Annotated in this window: 16 protein-coding genes; 7 read left to right on the top strand and 9 right to left on the bottom strand. The window is 62.9% G+C overall.

All coding sequences use genetic code 11. The features are described from left to right. Position 1: 1 nt before the first annotated feature. From AA098_RS16940 to AA098_RS16920, 5 genes are all read right to left on the bottom strand, one after another. Complete coding sequence (locus AA098_RS16940) at positions 2-1483, bottom strand: aldehyde dehydrogenase (protein WP_003256071.1); 1482 nt, start codon at positions 1481-1483, stop codon at positions 2-4. Beyond that, positions 1480-2313 (bottom strand): alpha/beta fold hydrolase, encoded by an 834-nt coding sequence (locus AA098_RS16935; protein ID WP_003256070.1) that lies wholly within the window; start codon positions 2311-2313, stop codon positions 1480-1482. The genes AA098_RS16940 and AA098_RS16935 overlap by 4 nt, the downstream gene beginning before the upstream one ends. A 68-nt stretch (positions 2314-2381) precedes the next feature. Next, positions 2382-2978: an amino acid synthesis family protein gene (locus AA098_RS16930; protein ID WP_003256068.1), complete on the bottom strand. Its 597-nt coding sequence runs from the start codon at positions 2976-2978 to the stop codon at positions 2382-2384. 264 nt (positions 2979-3242) lie between these two features. Beyond that, positions 3243-4283 carry an LLM class flavin-dependent oxidoreductase gene (locus AA098_RS16925; protein WP_003256063.1) on the bottom strand — a complete coding sequence of 347 codons (1041 nt, stop codon included), beginning with the start codon at positions 4281-4283 and terminating at the stop codon, positions 3243-3245. Between the two features lie 80 nt (positions 4284-4363). Next, positions 4364-4849 (bottom strand): flavin reductase family protein, encoded by a 486-nt coding sequence (locus tag AA098_RS16920; RefSeq protein WP_003256061.1) that lies wholly within the window; start codon positions 4847-4849, stop codon positions 4364-4366. A 316-nt stretch (positions 4850-5165) separates the two neighbouring features. Between AA098_RS16920 and AA098_RS16915 the strand changes: the two genes are divergently transcribed. Continuing rightward, on the top strand, positions 5166-6572 hold the full coding sequence (locus tag AA098_RS16915) for a cytosine permease (protein ID WP_003256059.1): 1407 nt from the start codon (positions 5166-5168) through the stop codon (positions 6570-6572). Between the two features lie 52 nt (positions 6573-6624). On the opposite strand, the gene AA098_RS16910 is transcribed toward AA098_RS16915, so the two are convergent. Beyond that, positions 6625-8250, bottom strand: a complete 1626-nt coding sequence (locus AA098_RS16910; protein ID WP_064614801.1) for a methyl-accepting chemotaxis protein — start codon at positions 8248-8250, stop codon at positions 6625-6627. A 230-nt stretch (positions 8251-8480) separates the two neighbouring features. Further along, entirely contained in the window at positions 8481-9683 is a 1203-nt protein-coding gene (locus tag AA098_RS16905) for an NAD(P)/FAD-dependent oxidoreductase (protein WP_064614800.1), read from the bottom strand. Positions 9684-9876: 193 nt separating this feature from the next. Between AA098_RS16905 and AA098_RS16900 the strand changes: the two genes are divergently transcribed. Then, positions 9877-10416 (top strand): Rrf2 family transcriptional regulator, encoded by a 540-nt coding sequence (locus tag AA098_RS16900; RefSeq protein WP_011805352.1) that lies wholly within the window; start codon positions 9877-9879, stop codon positions 10414-10416. Positions 10417-10462: 46 nt separating this feature from the next. Here AA098_RS16900 and AA098_RS16895 read toward each other — a convergent pair whose 3' ends face one another. Then, positions 10463-11374: an AraC family transcriptional regulator gene (locus tag AA098_RS16895; RefSeq protein ID WP_064614799.1), complete on the bottom strand. Its 912-nt coding sequence runs from the start codon at positions 11372-11374 to the stop codon at positions 10463-10465. A gap of 102 nt (positions 11375-11476) precedes the next feature. Here AA098_RS16895 and AA098_RS16890 point away from each other — a divergent pair, with 102 nt between their 5' ends. From AA098_RS16890 to AA098_RS16870, 5 genes are all read left to right on the top strand, one after another. Further along, entirely contained in the window at positions 11477-12037 is a 561-nt protein-coding gene (locus AA098_RS16890) for a carboxymuconolactone decarboxylase family protein (RefSeq protein ID WP_003256052.1), read from the top strand. A gap of 99 nt (positions 12038-12136) precedes the next feature. After that, positions 12137-13201, top strand: coding sequence for an acyl-CoA dehydrogenase family protein (locus AA098_RS16885; RefSeq protein ID WP_003256051.1), 1065 nt, complete (start codon positions 12137-12139; stop codon positions 13199-13201). Further along, a complete protein-coding gene (locus tag AA098_RS16880) occupies positions 13198-14019 on the top strand; it encodes an ABC transporter ATP-binding protein (RefSeq protein WP_064614798.1) in 822 nt (273 codons plus the stop codon). Before AA098_RS16885 ends, AA098_RS16880 begins: the two co-directional genes overlap by 4 nt. Beyond that, a complete protein-coding gene (locus AA098_RS16875) occupies positions 14006-15214 on the top strand; it encodes an ABC transporter substrate-binding protein (protein ID WP_064614797.1) in 1209 nt (402 codons plus the stop codon). Before AA098_RS16880 ends, AA098_RS16875 begins: the two co-directional genes overlap by 14 nt. Further along, positions 15214-15969, top strand: a complete 756-nt coding sequence (locus AA098_RS16870) for an ABC transporter permease (RefSeq protein WP_003256045.1) — start codon at positions 15214-15216, stop codon at positions 15967-15969. The genes AA098_RS16875 and AA098_RS16870 overlap by 1 nt, the downstream gene beginning before the upstream one ends. Positions 15970-16080: 111 nt before the next feature. Here the strand turns inward: AA098_RS16870 and AA098_RS16865 are convergent, their stop codons facing one another. Continuing rightward, complete coding sequence (locus AA098_RS16865; RefSeq protein ID WP_003256043.1) at positions 16081-16767, bottom strand: GNAT family N-acetyltransferase; 687 nt, start codon at positions 16765-16767, stop codon at positions 16081-16083. Positions 16768-16777: the final 10 nt, after the last annotated feature.

The raw sequence follows: 16777 nt of genomic DNA, 5'->3' as shown, positions 1-16777 counted from the left end.
CTTAGCGCATCACGAACGGGTCGGGCATCGGCGCGGTGGACAAGTTGATCCACACGGTCTTCAGCTCGGTATAGGCCAGCACCGAATCGATGCCGCTCTCACGGCCGTAGCCGCTGTTCTTGAAACCACCTATCGGTGCCATGGCCGACACGGCACGGTAGGTGTTGACCCAGATGATCCCCGAACGCACGTCGCGGGCCAGGCGGTGGGCACGGCCCAGATCGCGCGTCCAGATGCCGGCAGCCAGGCCGAATTGCGAGTCGTTGGCTATGGCCAGTGCTTCTTCTTCGGTCTTGAAGCGGATCACCGCGGCGACCGGGCCGAACACTTCTTCCTGCATGATGGTCATCGCGTTGCTGTCGCACTCGAACAGGGTCGGCTCGTAGAACCAGCCGTCACCTTCAACGTCGGCACGCTTTCCGCCCATGTGCAGTTTTGCGCCTTCGGCCTTGGCTGCTGCCACCAGGCCTTCGACGACTGCCAGCTGTTGCGCGGTGGCCATCGGGCCCATTTCGCTGGCGTCGTCCTGCGGGTTGCCGATGCGGATGCGCTTGGCGCGGGCAATCAGGCGCTCGACGAACACGTCGAAGATTTCATCCTGCACCAGCAGGCGCGAACCGGCCACGCAGCTTTGCCCGGACGCGGCGTAGATGCCGGCCACGGCGCCATTGATGGCGCTGTCCAGGTCGGCGTCGGCGAAGATGATGTTCGGCGACTTGCCACCCAGTTCCAGCGACAGCTTGGCGAAGTTTTCGGCACTGCTGCGCACCACGTGGCGGGCGGTGGCGGCACCGCCGGTGAAGGCGATCTTGCGCACCAGCGGGTGGCGGGTCAGCGCCGCGCCGGTGCTGGGGCCGTAGCCGGTGACCACGTTGACCACACCGGCCGGGAAGCCGGCCTCAAGGGCCAGTCGGGCCAGCTCGAGGATGGTCGCCGAGGCGTGCTCGGACGGTTTGAGCACGATGGTGTTGCCGGCAGCCAAGGCCGGCGCCAGCTTGATCGCGGTGAGGTACAGCGGGCTGTTCCACGGGATGATCCCGGCAACCACGCCGATTGGCTCGTGCACGGTGTAGGCGAACAGGTCGGGTTTGTCCAGCGGCAGGGTGCCGCCTTCGAGCTTGTCGGCCAGGCCCGCAGTGTAGTGGAAGAACTCCGGCAGATAGCCGACCTGACCGCGGGTTTCGCGGATCAGCTTGCCGTTGTCACGGCTTTCCAGCTGGGCCAGGTGCTCCTTGTTCTCGGCAATCAGGTCACCCAGACGACGCAACAGCTTGCCGCGCGCGGTGGCGGTAATGCTGCGCCACGCCTTGCTGTCGAAGGCACGCTGGGCGGCCTGAACGGCCAGCTCCACATCGGCTTCATCGGCGTCGGGCAGTTGCGCCCAGGCCTGGGCGGTGGCCGGGTTGAGGCTGTCGAAGGTCTTGCCGCTCTGGGCATCGCGCCATTGGCCGTCGATGCACATCTGGAAACGAACGAGGGTCATGCAACAATCCCCTTGGCGGATTCGGTGAGGGTGCGGGCTTGGGTGAGGAAGTCCAGCAGCATCTTGTTGACTTCACGCGGTGCTTCCACTGGCATCATATGCCGTTGCTCGGCGAGGACCACACTGCGTGCGCCAGGAATGCTGGCGGCGAGCTGGCGGGTCATGGCCGGGGTGGAGCCCGAGTCGAGTTCGCCGGTGGCGATCAGCGTCGGCACCTGGATACTGCCCAGGTCGTCGGCGCGGTACATGTCCTGAGTGGCGAACAGCGAATAAGTGGTGTGGTAGCCCTGCGGGTCGTTGCTCGCCAGCACCTGGCGAATGGCGGCGACCTGGGCGGGGTTGGCAGCCTTGTATTCACGGCTGAACCAGCGGTCCAGGGCAGCATCGACGTTGGCGTCTGGGCCCAGCTCCGCCGCTTGTGCAGCGCGGGCGATCACCCCGGCACTTTGCTCGGGGGTGCGGTTGAACACGCTGTTGAGCACGACCAGTGCAGCCAGGCGCTGCGGGTAATTGAGGGCGAACGCACGGGCAACCAGGCCGCCCATGGAGAAGCCGATCACGGTGGCTTGTGCAATTTGCAGGTGGTCAAGCAGTTCGGCGAGCTGGTCGGCATAGCCTTCCAGCGGTGTGTCGGCGGCCGGTACGCGGCTTTGACCGTGGCCGAGCATGTCGTAGGCGATGACGCGGTAGTCGTTGGCCAGGCCAACGAACTGACCGCCCCACATTTCCTTGTTCAGGCCCACGCCGTGGATCAGCACCACGGGTTGGCCCTGGCCGACATCCAGATAGCTGGTGCCGGCAGGTGTGCGTTCAGCGACAGGCTGAATCATGGAGGGCGCTCCTTGAAGGTCGGGCGCGGCGGGTAAGCACGCCACGCCCCGGCCCGTCTTGGTTGTTGTTATTGAGCGTTGGCTTTTTCGGCAGCCAGTTCTTCCAGGTCGATGTAACGGTTGCCGATGCGCGGGTGCAGGCGGCCGCCATCGGCTGCGCCCAGGACCACGACGATTTCATCGGCACGCGGGGCATCTTCGATCTGCATTTCCAGGGTGATGTAGTGCGAACGCAGGCCTTCGTCGTCCTTCTGCATCATCGGGATCTGGATCGAAGTGCCTGGGCCGCCGCGCTTGTTGGTGAAGCTCAGGTAGCTCTTGGCCTGTACCGCCTCGCGGTAGTGGTTGCCGAAGCGCAGGGTATGGATGACGGCCGAGGCGTGCTCGATTTCGCCATCGGCGCCGACGACGGCGGCCTTACCGTAGGCCTCGATCTTGTCGGCGCCGCCAATGGCAGCAGTCAGGCGCTCGACCATCAGGGCTCCCAGCTCCGAGCAGTTGGCGCGAATTTCCGGCTTCAGATCTTCAACGAAACCGCGACCGGCCCATGGGTTCTTGATCACGACGGCCAGGCCGACCATGGTCACCGGCTTGTCGGTGGCTTTGCCGCCTTCGATGCGGGTCTCTTCGGAGTAGGTGACGATCTTGCGGATTTCGAAACTCATGGATGGCTCCTGGTGAGGGTTATCAGCTCTTGTTGTCTGATGGTATACCATAATATTTGTTGTGCAAGAGGTGTCAGGAAATTTCTCTTGTCGGGGGACGAAAGGTGGCCTGATGCCTTGATTTCTCTGTTGTCTGTACTGGCCTCTTCGCGGGCTTGCCCGCTCCCACAAGGACTGCACAGGTTTCAAAAAAAAGCCCGCTCACGCAGGCCGAAGGGGCCCACGGGAGCGGGCGCGTCCCGCAATGATTCAGGCAATGGGAATTCAGGCGAACGCCGGCACCACTTCCTTGATGAACAGCTCGAGCGACTTCTTCTTCTCGGCGTGGGGCAAGCTGTTGTCGCACCAGAAGCTGAACTCGTCGACGCCCAGTTCCTGGTAGTACTTGATGCGTGCGATGATCTCTTCCGGCGTGCCGATCATGGTGTTCTTGCGGATGTTCTCCAGCTGGAACGCCGGCACTTCGGCGAATTTCGACTCCGGGCTCGGCTCCAGAAAGCCATTCACCGGGGTGGTCTTGTTGCCGAACCAGGCATCGAAGGTGCGGTAGAAGCGCGAGATCGCCTGGGCGCCGACCTTCCAGCCTTCCGGATCAGCCGGGCTGTGCACATGGGTGTGGCGCAGTACCATCAGTTGCGGGCGCGGCACGTCTGGGTTGTTGTCCAGGGCGGCCTGGAACTTGTTCTTCAGGTCCAGCACTTCTTCGTCCCCCTTCATCAGCGGGGTGACCATGACATTGCAACCATTGGCAACGGCGAAGTTGTGCGAGTCCGGATCGCGGGCGGCGATCCACATAGGCGGCGTGGCGTTGAACGGCTTCGGTACGCTGGTGGAGGTCGGGAACTTGTAGATTTCACCGTCGTGAGCGTAGTCGCCTTCCCACAGCTTACGCACCACCGGTACCATCTCGCGCAGCGCCTTGCCGCCGTCGGTGGCCGGCATGCCACCTGCCATGCGGTCGAACTCGAACTGGTAGGCGCCGCGGGCCAGGCCCACTTCCATGCGGCCGTTGCTGATCACGTCGAGCAGGGCGCATTCGCCAGCGACGCGGATCGGGTTCCAGAACGGCGCGATGATGGTGCCAGCGCCCAGGCGGATCTTCTCGGTGCGCGCGGCCAGGTAGGCCAGCAGCGGCATCGGGCTTGGCGAAATGGTGTATTCCATGGCGTGGTGTTCGCCGATCCACACGGTGCTGAAACCGCCGTCTTCGGCCATCAGGGTCAGTTCGGTCAGGTCTTCGAACAGCTGGCGGTGGCTGACCTGTTCATCCCAACGTTCCATGTGTACGAACAACGAAAATTTCATGGGTTTTTCCTCAACGCTTGTTATTGCCCGTCAGTCAATCGGGCTTCAGTGTGGGAGCAGGCTGCGTCCAACTGCAGGCTTCAGGCAAAGGCCGGCAGGCTGGCCATCTTGCCGCGGCAGTACACCATCGGCCGTGGCGCTTCGGCAGGGACGATCAGGTTGTGTACCTTGCCCACCATGATGGCGTGGTCGCCACCTTCATATTCACGCCACAGTTCGCATTCGATGACGGCGGTGGCACCGGCCAGGATCGGGTTGCCCAGTTCGCTCAGGGTCCACTCGATGCCGCTGGCCTTGTCCTTGCCCTTCTTGGCGAACGCGTAGGCTTCAGCCTGCTGTTCACCGGACAGCAGGTGAATGGCAAAGCGCTTCTGCTTGATCAGTACCGGGTAGGAGTCGGAGGTGTAGTTGGGGCAGAACAGCACCAGCGGCGGGTCCATCGACAGGGAGGAGAAGGCGCTGGCGGTCAGGCCGACGACCGAGCCGTCGTCGTCCTGGGTGGTGATGACGGTAACGCCGGACGGGAAGGAGCCCAGAACGTTCTTGTAGACAGTTGCGTCGATCATCGGGAGTACCTCTGAAGGGCTGCGGTGGTCCGCGGTTTTTATCGTTGATGTGTCTGATGGTATACCGTAATACCTATTTTGCAAGCGGAATTTTCAACCCTGCGTTTTCGCGATGAACGGCCCAAAGCCACGAAAACCGTGGCCTTGAGCGGTGAGGCGGTTTGTCGCAGGGGTTTTGCAAGCGGATCAGTGGCCGTTTTTTCATGCGGATCAGTGTTGTCAAAAGTTTGGAATACCATAATATGGTCCGCAGCTGAGAGGCCGCCTTGATGCGGTTTCCTTACAAAGATAAAAACGACCTTTCGAGCTGAAAACCATGTCCCAACCGTCGTCGCAACACCAGTTTGTCGAGAATCACACGGTCGATTACGTTCCACCTGCCGAGCGCCATGGGAAGGCGCGCGACCTGTTCACCCTCTGGTTCAGTACCAACATTGCGCCATTGCCTATCGTGACCGGCGCCATGGTGGTCCAGGTGTTCCACCTGAACCTGTTGTGGGGCCTGATCGCCATCGTGCTGGGCCATCTGGTCGGGGGCGTGGTCATCGCCCTGGCCTCTGCACAGGGGCCGCAGCTGGGCATTCCGCAAATGGTGCAGAGCCGTGGCCAGTTTGGCCGCTACGGTGCCTTGCTGATCGTGTTCTTCACCGCGCTGATCTATGTCGGCTTCTTCATTTCCAATATCGTCCTGGCGGGCAAGACCATTCACGGCATCGCGCCGAGCGTGCCGATGCCCGGCGCGATCGTGATCGGTGCCCTGAGTGCGACTGCCATTGGCGTGATCGGCTACCGCTTCATCCATATCCTCAACCGCATCGGTACCTGGGTGATGGGCTCGGCGTTGCTGGCCGGTTTCATCATGATGTTCGTCCAGGATCTGCCGGCTGACTTTTTCAGCCGTGGCGCGTTCAACCTGTCGGGCTTCATTGCCACCGTGTCGCTGGGTGTGATCTGGCAGATCAGCTTCTCGCCGTACACCTCTGACTACTCGCGCTACCTGCCCCGTGAAGTGGGCATTGCCAAGCCGTTCTGGGCCACTTACTTCGGCGCCACCCTGGGCACCATCCTGTGCTTCAGCTTTGGTACGGTGGCGGTGCTGTGCGTGCCGGAAGGCACCGACGCAATGGATGCGGTGAAGCAGGCCACCGGCTGGCTGGGCCCGATCCTGATGGTGCTGTTCCTGCTTAACATCATCAGCCACAACGCCCTCAACCTATACGGCGCCGTGCTGTCGATCGTGACCGCGATCCAGACCTTCATGGCCGAGTGGACGCCGAGCATCAGGGTACGGGTGATCCTGGCCTCGATCATTCTGGTGGGCTGCGGGATGGTGGCACTGAATGCCTCGGCGGACTTCATCGGCCAGTTCATCGGCCTGATCCTGGCGCTGCTGCTGGTGCTGGTGCCGTGGGCTTCGATCAACCTGATCGATTTCTACCTGATCAAGAAGGGCCAGTACGACATCGCCTCGATCTTCAGTGCCGACGGCGGCATCTATGGCCGCTTCAACCACCACGCGATCATTGCCTATGCCTGCGGCATCCTGGTGCAGCTGCCGTTTGCCAATACTTCGCTGTATGTGGGGCCGTACTCGAACATTGTCGAAGGGGCTGACCTGTCGTGGCTGTTCGGCTTGCTGGTGACCGTGCCGCTTTACTACTGCCTGGCGACGCGCGGCAAGGCTGTCGAGAAGGCGGGGCGGGTGGTAAGCGTCAACGACTGATAGACCGCTGTTGCTGTAGCCGGGGCCGCAATGCGGCCCCGGCTGTTTTGGATCAAACCTTGAACTGCGCCACCATCCCGTTCAGGTCCACCGCCAACCGCGACAGATCCTGCGCCGCCGCACTGGTCTGGTTCGCGCCCGCCGACGTTTGCATCGCCAGGTCACGAATATTCACCAGGTTCCGGTCCACCTCGCGTGCGACCTGCGCCTGCTCTTCCGAGGCACTGGCAATCACCAGGTTGCGCTGGTTGATCGAAGCAATGGCCTCGGCAATCACTTCCAACGCCTGCCCTGCGCTTTGTGCCACTTCCAGCGTACCCGTGGCGCGACCCTGGCTGCTGTGCATTGCTGTTACCGCCCGCTCGGTGCCGTTCTGGATACCGGCAATCATCTGCTCGATCTCTGCCGTCGATTGCTGGGTACGGTGGGCGAGGGCGCGTACCTCGTCAGCCACCACGGCAAACCCACGTCCTGCCTCTCCGGCCCGTGCCGCCTCGATGGCGGCGTTCAGTGCCAGCAGGTTGGTCTGCCCGGCAATTGCACCAATCACGTCCAGCACCCGGCTGATCTCGTTGGCGTTGCTGGCCAGCTGCTCGATCTCAACCGATGTGCCGGTCACATCCGCTACCAGATGCTGAATGGATGCCAGCGCCTGGTTGACCTGGTCGCGGCCATCGCGGGTGGTCTGGTCAGCGCCTTTGGAAGCATCAGCAGTGCTGACCGCGTTGTTCGCCACTTCCTCCACTGCCGCAGTCATCTGGTTCACCGCCGTGGCGGCCTGGTCGATTTCTGCACTCTGCTGATGCAGGCCGCGGCTGGTGTCTTCAGTGACGGTGTGCAGTTCTTCCGAGGCCGAGGCCAGTTGGTCGGAAGACGCGGCGATCTGGCGAATGGTATCGCGCAGGCTGCCCTGCATCCGGCTCAGGGCGCGCAATAGCATGGCCGGCTCATCGCGGCCGGTTACCCGTATTTCCCGGGTCAGGTCGCCGGTCGCCACGCGCTCGGCCACAGCCAGCGCATCGGCCAGCGGCACAACGATACTGCGGGTGAGCACGGTGGCGATGGCGGCAAGGGCCAGCATGATTACCACCAGTGAGGCAACCAGCGCGGTGAACGCTTCGTCCGCTACGTCGCTGCTGCGCTGCGAGGCTTGTTCGGCACCTGTGCCGTTATAGGCGATCAACGCTGCCATGGCCTGCATCATGCTGTCGGCGCGCTGAGTCAGCGGGCCGCTGATCTGCTGCTTGGCATCGTCCATGTGCCCAGCTTGAATGCCTTGCAGCACACGGGTCTGTAATTCGAAATAGTGCTGATAAGCAGCGCTGAAGGCATTGAACAGGGCGCGGTCATCGGCAGCGATGATCGTGTCGGCATAATCCTTCAGCGCATTATTCAGCTCGGTATTGATGCCGTTGAGCATCTGCAGGTTGCGCTCGCGGTCACTGGGGTTGTCGTCCAGCGCGGCACGCAAGGTGACGGCGCGGGCACGCCCGAGGTTGGTGCTGATGTCACCGAGGGCTATTACGGCCGGCATCCAGGTCACCCGGATTTCATCCGTGGCCTTGTCCATCTGCCGGGTTTCGTAAAGTGCGATCAAGCCCATGAACAGGACCAGGATGCCCAACAGGGCGAACACGCTTGCAGCGCGAATGCCGATCTTCAAATTCCGTAACTGCATGGAATGCTCCTTGACGGTGGCGTGCAGGCCTCAGGAGCTTGGGTGGATGGCCGGGTCACCGGTATGGCGCCAGGCTCTTGATGCGCTGCGGAGTTGTTTGTGTGTCTCACCCTCGTGACTTTTTTGATTTCAATGATGCCATATGGCCATCATTATTGAACAGCCATTCAATGTAACGGCCAAAACTGACAAAACCGCCAATTGTTGACGGTTTTGTCAGGAAAACGCCGTTAAACGATGGCGATCATTGGGTCCGCCGCAGCCAGCGCCAAGGCGCGGTCAGCCGCTGGCGGGTAAATCCATACCGAGTTGATCTGGCGCTTGAGGGCCTTGCCTTCCTGGCCGTGCAGCTTCAATTCGCGCTCCCAGCCTTCGCTGAAGGCGGCGCCCCAGTCGCCCAGGTCCAGGCAGGTGACGTATTTGGGCTGACGATACAGCACCGGCTGCAGGCCGAGCAGGTCGGCGGCGGCGTTGTTACCGGCGTGGCGGCCCATGGGGATGGCGTGCTGGCACGTCATCAGGGCATGGTTGCCCAGGTCATCCACCGCAGCCCAGGCGGTGTCGCCGGTGGCGTAAACGTGCTCCTGGCCCAGCACTTTCAAATGGCCATCCACTTTCAGCCTGCCGAAGGTATCGCGCTCGCCGGCAACGTGCGCCGTCAACGGACTGGCCTTGACGCCAACGGTCCAGATTACCGTGTTGCTGGCGATGTGCTCGCCGTTGTCCAGGGTGACTCCCGCAGCATCGACAGCCACCACCGAAGCGCCGGCCAGCCATTCGACCCCGGCCTGTTCACACGCGGCAACAATCGACGGTGTGATCCCTTCACCCAATGCCGCCCCCACTTGCGCACCACGGTCGACCACCACTACCCGCAATGCCGCGTCGGCCCCGAAGATCGAGCGCAGGCGAGTAGGCATTTCGGTTGCGGTCTCGATGCCGGTGAAGCCGCCGCCGCACACCACCACGGTATTGCGAGTTGGCGAAGCGGGCAGGGCGGCCAGATCGACCAGATGCTGCTCCAGGCGCATGGCCGATTCCATCTGGTCGACATCGAACGCATGCTCCGCCAGGCCTGGTACTGCCGGGCGGGCAACCTGGCTGCCTGCGGCCAGGATCAGGCGGTCGTAGGCGATGCGCTGTGGCTGGCCGTGGGTATCGGTATAGCTGACGCTGCGACCTTCGGTGTCGATGCTGTCGGCGTTGCCCCGGAAGAAGTGAATGCCCACAGCCTCGAACAGATCACCCAGAGGCGCCTTCATGCCATGCACGTCGGCCTCGTAAAAGCGCGGACGAATGCGCAGTTCCGGCTGTGGCGCCAGCACGCTGATGCTGAGGTCGGCACGTTGCGCCTGGTCGAGTAGGCGGGCAGCGCTCAGGGCGCTCCAGACACCGGCAAAGCCGGCACCGATGATCAGGATGTTGGATTTCATGAAGGTGCTCCGCAAGGTTCGAAGAGGGCATCGAGGGCCAGCTGTATGGCCTTTGAGTAACTACGACTATATAAGTCGTAGTTATCTTCGGCAAGGGCTTTTCCCTTTGCGGTGGAGCTACCTTTTGACACCTTGTTTTGTCAGTGCCGGGGCATCGGCGTAACATGTACGACAAAATCGGTCGGAGATTTGAATGTCGCTTTACAGTGCTGGCGTGGAATACGGTATCCATTGCCTGTTGTTTTTAGTCGACGAGCGCGGTGAAACTCGTGATTCCAGCGTGCGCGACCTGGCCGAGTTGCAAGGCGTGCCGCAGGAATACCTGGCCAAGGTCTTCACCAAGCTGGCCCGTGCCGGGCTGGTGGCGGCCACCGAAGGCGTGCGCGGCGGCTTCCGCCTGGCGCGGCCGGCGGCGCAGATCAGCGTGCTGGATATCGTCCATGCCATTGATGGACCAAAGAAGATCTTCGATTGCCGCGAGGTGCGCGAGCGTTGCACCTTGTTCGACGGCTCGCCGCCGCGTTGGGCGACCGAGGGTACCTGTGCGATCCACGCAGTGATGCTGGGGGCGCAGAAGCGCATGGAAGAGTCATTGGCACAGCAGACTGTGCTGGACCTGGCCATGCGCTTTGGGCGCAAGGCCCCGGCTGAATTTGGCCAGCAGGTCGATGCCTGGATGGGTGAGCGGCGGGAGGCCAAGGGGGCTGGGGATATTCCGGTAGACCAGGTGTAAAGGGCTTGCCCGAACCGGCCTTTGCGCGAGTAGGGAAGTACGCCGATCAGCGCCCTTCATGCTGGCGCCGATAGGCCCCAGGCTGCACCCCCATGGCCTTGGCAAACGCCCGGGTAAACGCCGCCACCGACTGATACCCCACCTGCGCACCCACGTGCTCCACGGTATTACCCGCCCGCAGCAACTGGCTGGCATGGCGCATGCGCAGTGCCAGCAGCACCTGCCCTGGCGATTGCCCCGCCAGTTCGTTGAAGCGCTTGAAAAACGCAGACCGCGATAAGCCGGTGCAGGCGGCCATGCTCTCCAGCGTCCAGGCTTGCCCCGGTTGTTCGATCAACTGCTCCAGCAGCCCGGTAAACGCTGGCTGGCGAGCGAGGGCGACAAGCCCGCCCAGTGACTGCCCGGCAATGACCTGCTGGCGCAGCACGTACAGGAACAACAGGTGCGTCAGGCGCTCCAGCAACGCCTGCGACGGGCCGGCGGCCCGCCGGCATTCTTCCAGAATGAGCTCGAACAGCGCCCGCGCCGCACTGCCGGCGGGGTCTTCGGCGCGCAGCAGGATCCAGTCGGCCAGGCCTTCGACAATCAGTGAAGACAGGCCGGACTGGAAATGGAAGAAGCCGCAAACCAGCCCGACGCCGTCGCTGGCTTCGCTATCCAGCGACTGCATGGCCTGGCGCGGTTGGGCACAGGCGTCGACCGGGTCCTGATCGCTGGACAAGCGATAGGCAAGGTCGCGCAACAGGAATACGGCATCTCCCTTCTCCAGGCGCACCGGTTGCGGCTGGCCGTCAATGTGCAGCCAGCAATGCCCTTGCACCACCAGGTGAAAGCTGGCGCGGCCCATGCCCTGGGTGCTGGCATGCCAGCCACCGCAATAGCGCCCGACATGAAACAGGCTGGCATCGAGCTCCAGGCCCTCTAATAACCAATCGACAAGGTGGCTGGACGAAATCATCTAATACAAAGACTCAGGAACAAGGAAAGGCGACTGATGAATATGGAGGGTAGTTCTTATAACCAACAGACTGTAGTGACACTCATCAAAGGAGATCACTGCATGTCCTCGCGCATTACTTTACACACGCTGCAGAGCGCCCCGGAAGCGGCACGGCCGTTTCTTGAGAATGCCCAGAAGAATTCCGGCTTCATCCCCAACCTGCTCGGCGTGCTGGCCAACGCCCCGGCGGCGCTTGAAACCTACGTGACCGTTTCGGCACTCAATGGCAAGTCTGAGCTTGGCCTGGCCGAGCGTGAAGTGGTGCAACTGATCGCGGCCACCCAGCATGGCTGCGACTTTTGCGTGGCCGGCCATACGGCCGTCGCGCTGAACAAGGCCAAGCTGCCGCAGGAGGTGGTCGATGCTCTGCGTGCCCGTGGCGAACTCCCCAACGCCCGCTACGAAACCCTGGCCGCCTTTGCCCGCGAAGTGATCGCCACCCGTGGCAATGTCAGCGAAGCCACCTACCAGGCCTTCCGTGAGGCCGGCTTCAGTGAAGGCAACGCCTTGGAGGTGATTCTGGGCGTAAGTCTCGCAACCCTGTGCAACTTTGCTAATGTTTTCGCCCAGACGCCACTCAACGAAGAGCTTGGCAAATACCGCTGGCAGCCTTCTGCGTAGCCCACCTGTGATAATGGCCCTTACCAGGCCGTTGTAGGAGCGGCCTTGTGCCGCGAACGGGCCGCAGAGCGGCCCCGGCGTTATCAAAGGAGCAAGACCATGCAAGATTGTGCATTTCGACACTGGCTGGATGCCAATGCCGAGGCCATCGACCGGGGCCTGTGCGAACCGCAGCAGGTGCTGGCGCAGATCGCAGAATCGCAGCTGTTGCGCACAGGGGTCGACCCAGCGCTGGGCGGTACGGGCGGGCAGGTGACCGATGCGGTCGAGGCCATCGCCGCCATTGCCAGCCGCTCATTGGCTGCGGCTTTCGTCTGCTGGGGCCAGCGTGCCTTCATCGAATACCTGCTGCACAGCCCCAACCAGCCCCTGCGTGAGCGCCTGCTGCCGCGCCTGTTGACCGGTGAATTGGCCGGTGCCACCGGGCTGTCCAACGCCATGAAGTTCCTGTCCGGTATCGAAGCGCTGCAGGTGCGTGGCCGCCCGGCAGCCGATGGCTGGCACCTGGAAGGGCGACTGCATTGGGTGACCAACTTGCGTAAAAGCGGCTTCGTGGTGGCGGCGGCCATCGAGGATGAAGCCGGCGGCGCGCCGTTTGTGCTGGCCATTCCTTCCGACGCTCAAGGCCTGGAGCGTTCTGATGATCTACAACTGATGGGCCTGCAGTCGAGCAACACGGCAGCACTGGCTTTTCACCAGGTATCGCTGGCACGCGACTGGCTGCTGCATGAAAATGCACGCGAATTCCTGCCACGGGTACGCCCGGCATTCCTGGCGCTGCAATGTGGCATGGCCATCGGCCTGGCGCGACGGGCGCTGGAAGAGGTTCACGCGCACCTGCATGGCCGAGCGTCGTTCCTCGACGAAGCCTGTGAGGTGCTTAGCGAACGCCTGGAAAACACCGTCAGCGAACTCAAGCAGGGCTTGCTCGACGGTCGCTTCCAGCAGCAGCCGGCGGCCTTGTTCAAGCTGCGCATCATCCTGGCTGAAAGTGCTGCCGACGCAGTACAACTGGAATTGCAGGCCAGTGGCGGCAAGGCTTACCTCAGCGAATACGGCGAAGGGTTTGCCCGCCGCTGGCGGGAGTCGGCCTTCGTGCCGATCGTCACGCCCAGCCTGGTGCAATTGCGCGCCGAACTGCAGCGCCAGGCGGGCGTTGCATGAGCGCAGTGTTGCTGGAGGCCTGTGACATCCGCCTGGGCTACCCGCGTGAGGGGGGTTGGCAGCAGGTGCTGGCGCAGTTCGACCTGCAGCTGGCGCCAGGTGAAGTCGTGAGCATTCTTGGCCCCAGTGGTGTGGTCAAGTCAAGCCTGCTGCGGGTGCTGGCAGGCCTGCAGCAGCCTGGCGGCGGTAGCGTGAGCTTGCACGGCCAGCCGCTGCAGGGGCCGCACCCGCGTCTGGCGGTGGCCTTTCAGGACCCCAGCCTGCTGCCATGGCTGAGCCTGGAGAAAAACGTCGCCTTCGGCCTGGACTTCGCCCGTCAGCCCAAGCTGGCGGATGCCGAACGCCGTGCACGCATCGACCATGCGATTGCGGCTGTGGGCCTGGCCCACGCGCGTGGCCAGTACCCGGCGCAGTTGTCTGGCGGCATGGCCCAGCGCACCGCGCTGGCCCGCTGCCTGGCACGCCAGCCCGAAGTCTTGCTGCTGGATGAACCCTTCGGTGCGTTGGATGAGGTGACCCGCGCCGACATGCAGCAGCTGCTGCTGCAACTGATCGCCACGCACAAGACCGCGGCCGTGCTGATCACTCACGATATCGACGAAGCCCTGCTGCTGTCAGACCGGGTTCTGCTACTGGGCAACCACCCAGCGCACATCCTTGGTCAGTGGCACATCGACCTGCCGCAACCGCGCACGCAGAGGGTCGAAGAGCTGGGGGCCTTGCGCATAGACATCCTCAAAACCCTTCGGCGGGCAAGCCGCACAGTCGAACCTACCCCAACCCCTTTGCCCTCGGAGGCTGTCCATGTGCATGGATGACTGCTGTTCTTCTTCTTCTTCGCGTCGTGACTTCCTAAAGCTCGGCGCCATGCTCACTGCTGCCGGTGCATTGCCGTTGCTGTCGAGCTTGCAGGCGCGTGCCGCTGCCGAGCCGGACGCGCCGGTGCGTATCGGCTACCTGCCGATCACCGATGCCACGCCGCTGCTGGTGGCACATAACAACGGCTTGTTCGAGGCCGAAGGCATCCAGGCCGAGCGCCCGGTGCTGCTGCGCAGCTGGGCGCAGGTGATCGAGGCATTCATTTCCGGCCAGGTCAATGTCATCCACCTGCTTTCGCCGATGACGGTGTGGGCGCGCTATGGCAGCAAGGTGCCAGCCAAGGTGGTGGCCTGGAACCACGTGGGCGGTTCGGGCCTGACTGTAGCGCCGGATATATCCGACGTGAAACAGCTTGGTGGCAAGACAGTGGCCATTCCGTTCTGGTACTCGATCCACAATGTGGTACTGCAACAGTTGCTCAACGACAATGGCCTGACGCCCGTGTCGAAGCCGGCCAATGCGCAACTGGCCGCCAACGAGGTCAACCTGCTGGTGCTGCCACCGTCCGACATGCCACCCGCACTGGCCAGCAAGCGCATTGCCGGCTACATCGTTGCCGAGCCGTTCAACGCACTGGCCGAGAACCTCAAGGTGGGCCGCGTGCAGCGCTTTACCGGCGATGTATGGCGCAACCATGCGTGCTGCGTGGTGTTCATGCACGAGCATGACCTGAATAACCGCCCGGAATGGTCGCAGAAAGTGGTCAACGCCATCGTCAAGGCCCAGCAATGGACCCGTGACCATCGCACCGAAGCCGCCGCACTGCTGTCCCGGGCGGGCCCCAACAAGTACACCCCGCACGAGCCTGCGGTGCTGACCAAGGTCCTGGCGCCCGCCGCCGAAGACCGTGCTGGCTACATTGCCAGTGGTGCCATTCGCCATCAGCAGTGGGACGAAAAGCGCATCGACTTCCAGCCATACCCGTTCCCGAGTTACACCGAAGAGCTGGTCAAGCGCCTGAAAACCACCCTGATCGAAGGCGACAATGCCTTCCTTGCCGGGCTGGATTCGGCGTATGCCGCCCGCGACCTGGTCGACGATCGCTTCGTGCGTAATGCCATCGCGACAGTGGGTGGCCCGTCGGTGTTCGGCATTGCCGACAACTTCGAGCGTAGCGAGGAGTTTGCGGTCTGATGCGCACCCATGTCGTACATGCCGGCCTTGGGCTGGTCGGGTTGCTGGCCTTGTTGCTGTTATGGTGGGCCGGTGTAGCACTGTTCGGCCAGGCCGACGGCCTGTCGGCGCGCTTTTCGCCGGCGGCAACCCTGGCCAGCCTGGTCGAGCTGCTGGGGCAGGGCGAGGTCTATGGGCATATCTGGGTCAGCCTCAAGCGCATCCTGATTGGGCTGCTGCTGGCGCTGCTGATGGGTGTGCCGCTGGGCTTGCTGGTAGGCAGCTACCGGCACCTGGAGGCGGCGACCACGCCAGCATTCCAGTTTCTGCGCATGATATCGCCATTGTCGTGGATGCCTGTGGTGGTGATGCTGATGGGCGTGGGTGACCAGCCGATCTACTTCCTGCTGGCGTTTGCCGCGTTGTGGCCGATCTTGCTGAATACGGCGGCAGGGGTGCGTCAACTGGACCCGCGCTGGCTGCAACTTAGCCGCAGCTTGAGTGCAACGCGCTGGGAAACCTTGTGCAAGGTGATTGTGCCGGGGGTGATCGGTCACGTGCTGACGGGCGTGCGCCTGGCCATCGGTATTCTGTGGATTGTGCTGGTGCCGTGCGAAATGCTTGGGGTGAGTGCGGGGCTTGGGTATTTCATTCTTGATACCCGCGACCGGCTGGCGTATTCCGAACTGATGGCGATGGTGCTGTTGATTGGCGTGCTGGGGTTTGTGCTGGATGCCCTGGCGCGTGGGCTGCATCGGCGCTGGGTGCATGGCTGAAAGGCCAATGGGGCTTCTTCGCGGGCTCGCCCGCTCCCACAGGTACATCACCGGCCTTGGGCCTTACGGTATTCCTGTGGGCGCGGGCAAGCCCGCGAACAGGCCATCGGATCAATGCACGGTCTTGCGCTGGCGCACACATTCCTGGGCCTGAGCGGTCAGCTCATCCAGCCGCTCATCGCGCATCTGCTCCGCTTCGATCATTGCATCCTCACCCTGCTGGTTAAGCAGATAGGTGTGAATCTGCAGCACTTCAGCCGTCTGATAAATCGGCGCAATGTCCAGGCGCCCGATCAGCGCACCACTGGGCTGGCCGGTACTGCTCATCAGCACCTGCGGTCCATTGGCGGCCACCACTTGCATGCCCATCGCCTCGAACCACGGCACCTGGTTGGCAAAGGCGTTCAGCTCCACGCAGGCATGGCGCGACCGCAGGTCGCCCAGCAGAGCACGGGCGATGCCCTGGCGGCGATGGCTGGCGCACACGGCCAGAAAGGCCAATGCACAGGCCCGCCCATCGTCCTGGGCTGGCAGCGACAGCGCAAAGCCCAGCAACTGGTCCGGTGCTTCGGCATCCAGCGCCAAGGTAAGTGCCACCGCCAGACCGCGGGCGCCGTCCAGCGCTTGCAGGTACTGGTGGACTTCCATGCCGACGCCGTACTGGTACAGCGGGTACAGCGGGTTGTCGACAGCGATGGCGACACTGCTCAATTCGCCGACATTGTGAATGACCAGCTCGCGGATCTGGTTCTGGAAAGATTCGGGTGGCACGCTGTCGAGGCGGCTCAGGATGAACATCTGGGGGCTC

Origin of the sequence: Pseudomonas sp. JY-Q (assembly GCF_001655295.1) — a bacterium.
Classification (GTDB): Bacteria; Pseudomonadota; Gammaproteobacteria; order Pseudomonadales; family Pseudomonadaceae; genus Aquipseudomonas; species Aquipseudomonas alloputida.
This window is presented reverse-complemented; position numbering and strand designations above follow the sequence as displayed.

Excerpts from the sequence above, each read along its gene's own strand:
- AA098_RS16940 (WP_003256071.1), bottom strand. The coding sequence starts at position 1,483 with ATGACCCTCGTTCGTTTCCAGATGTGCATCGACGGCCAATGGCGCGAT.
- AA098_RS16935 (WP_003256070.1), bottom strand. The coding sequence starts at position 2,313 with ATGATTCAGCCTGTCGCTGAACGCACACCTGCCGGCACCAGCTATCTG.
- AA098_RS16930 (WP_003256068.1), bottom strand. The coding sequence starts at position 2,978 with ATGAGTTTCGAAATCCGCAAGATCGTCACCTACTCCGAAGAGACCCGC.
- AA098_RS16925 (WP_003256063.1), bottom strand. The coding sequence starts at position 4,283 with ATGAAATTTTCGTTGTTCGTACACATGGAACGTTGGGATGAACAGGTC.
- AA098_RS16920 (WP_003256061.1), bottom strand. The coding sequence starts at position 4,849 with ATGATCGACGCAACTGTCTACAAGAACGTTCTGGGCTCCTTCCCGTCC.
- AA098_RS16915 (WP_003256059.1), top strand. The coding sequence starts at position 5,166 with ATGTCCCAACCGTCGTCGCAACACCAGTTTGTCGAGAATCACACGGTC.
- AA098_RS16910 (WP_064614801.1), bottom strand. The coding sequence starts at position 8,250 with ATGCAGTTACGGAATTTGAAGATCGGCATTCGCGCTGCAAGCGTGTTC.
- AA098_RS16905 (WP_064614800.1), bottom strand. The coding sequence starts at position 9,683 with ATGAAATCCAACATCCTGATCATCGGTGCCGGCTTTGCCGGTGTCTGG.
- AA098_RS16900 (WP_011805352.1), top strand. The coding sequence starts at position 9,877 with ATGTCGCTTTACAGTGCTGGCGTGGAATACGGTATCCATTGCCTGTTG.
- AA098_RS16895 (WP_064614799.1), bottom strand. The coding sequence starts at position 11,374 with ATGATTTCGTCCAGCCACCTTGTCGATTGGTTATTAGAGGGCCTGGAG.
- AA098_RS16890 (WP_003256052.1), top strand. The coding sequence starts at position 11,477 with ATGTCCTCGCGCATTACTTTACACACGCTGCAGAGCGCCCCGGAAGCG.
- AA098_RS16885 (WP_003256051.1), top strand. The coding sequence starts at position 12,137 with ATGCAAGATTGTGCATTTCGACACTGGCTGGATGCCAATGCCGAGGCC.
- AA098_RS16880 (WP_064614798.1), top strand. The coding sequence starts at position 13,198 with ATGAGCGCAGTGTTGCTGGAGGCCTGTGACATCCGCCTGGGCTACCCG.
- AA098_RS16875 (WP_064614797.1), top strand. The coding sequence starts at position 14,006 with ATGTGCATGGATGACTGCTGTTCTTCTTCTTCTTCGCGTCGTGACTTC.
- AA098_RS16870 (WP_003256045.1), top strand. The coding sequence starts at position 15,214 with ATGCGCACCCATGTCGTACATGCCGGCCTTGGGCTGGTCGGGTTGCTG.
- AA098_RS16865 (WP_003256043.1), bottom strand. The coding sequence starts at position 16,767 with ATGTTCATCCTGAGCCGCCTCGACAGCGTGCCACCCGAATCTTTCCAG.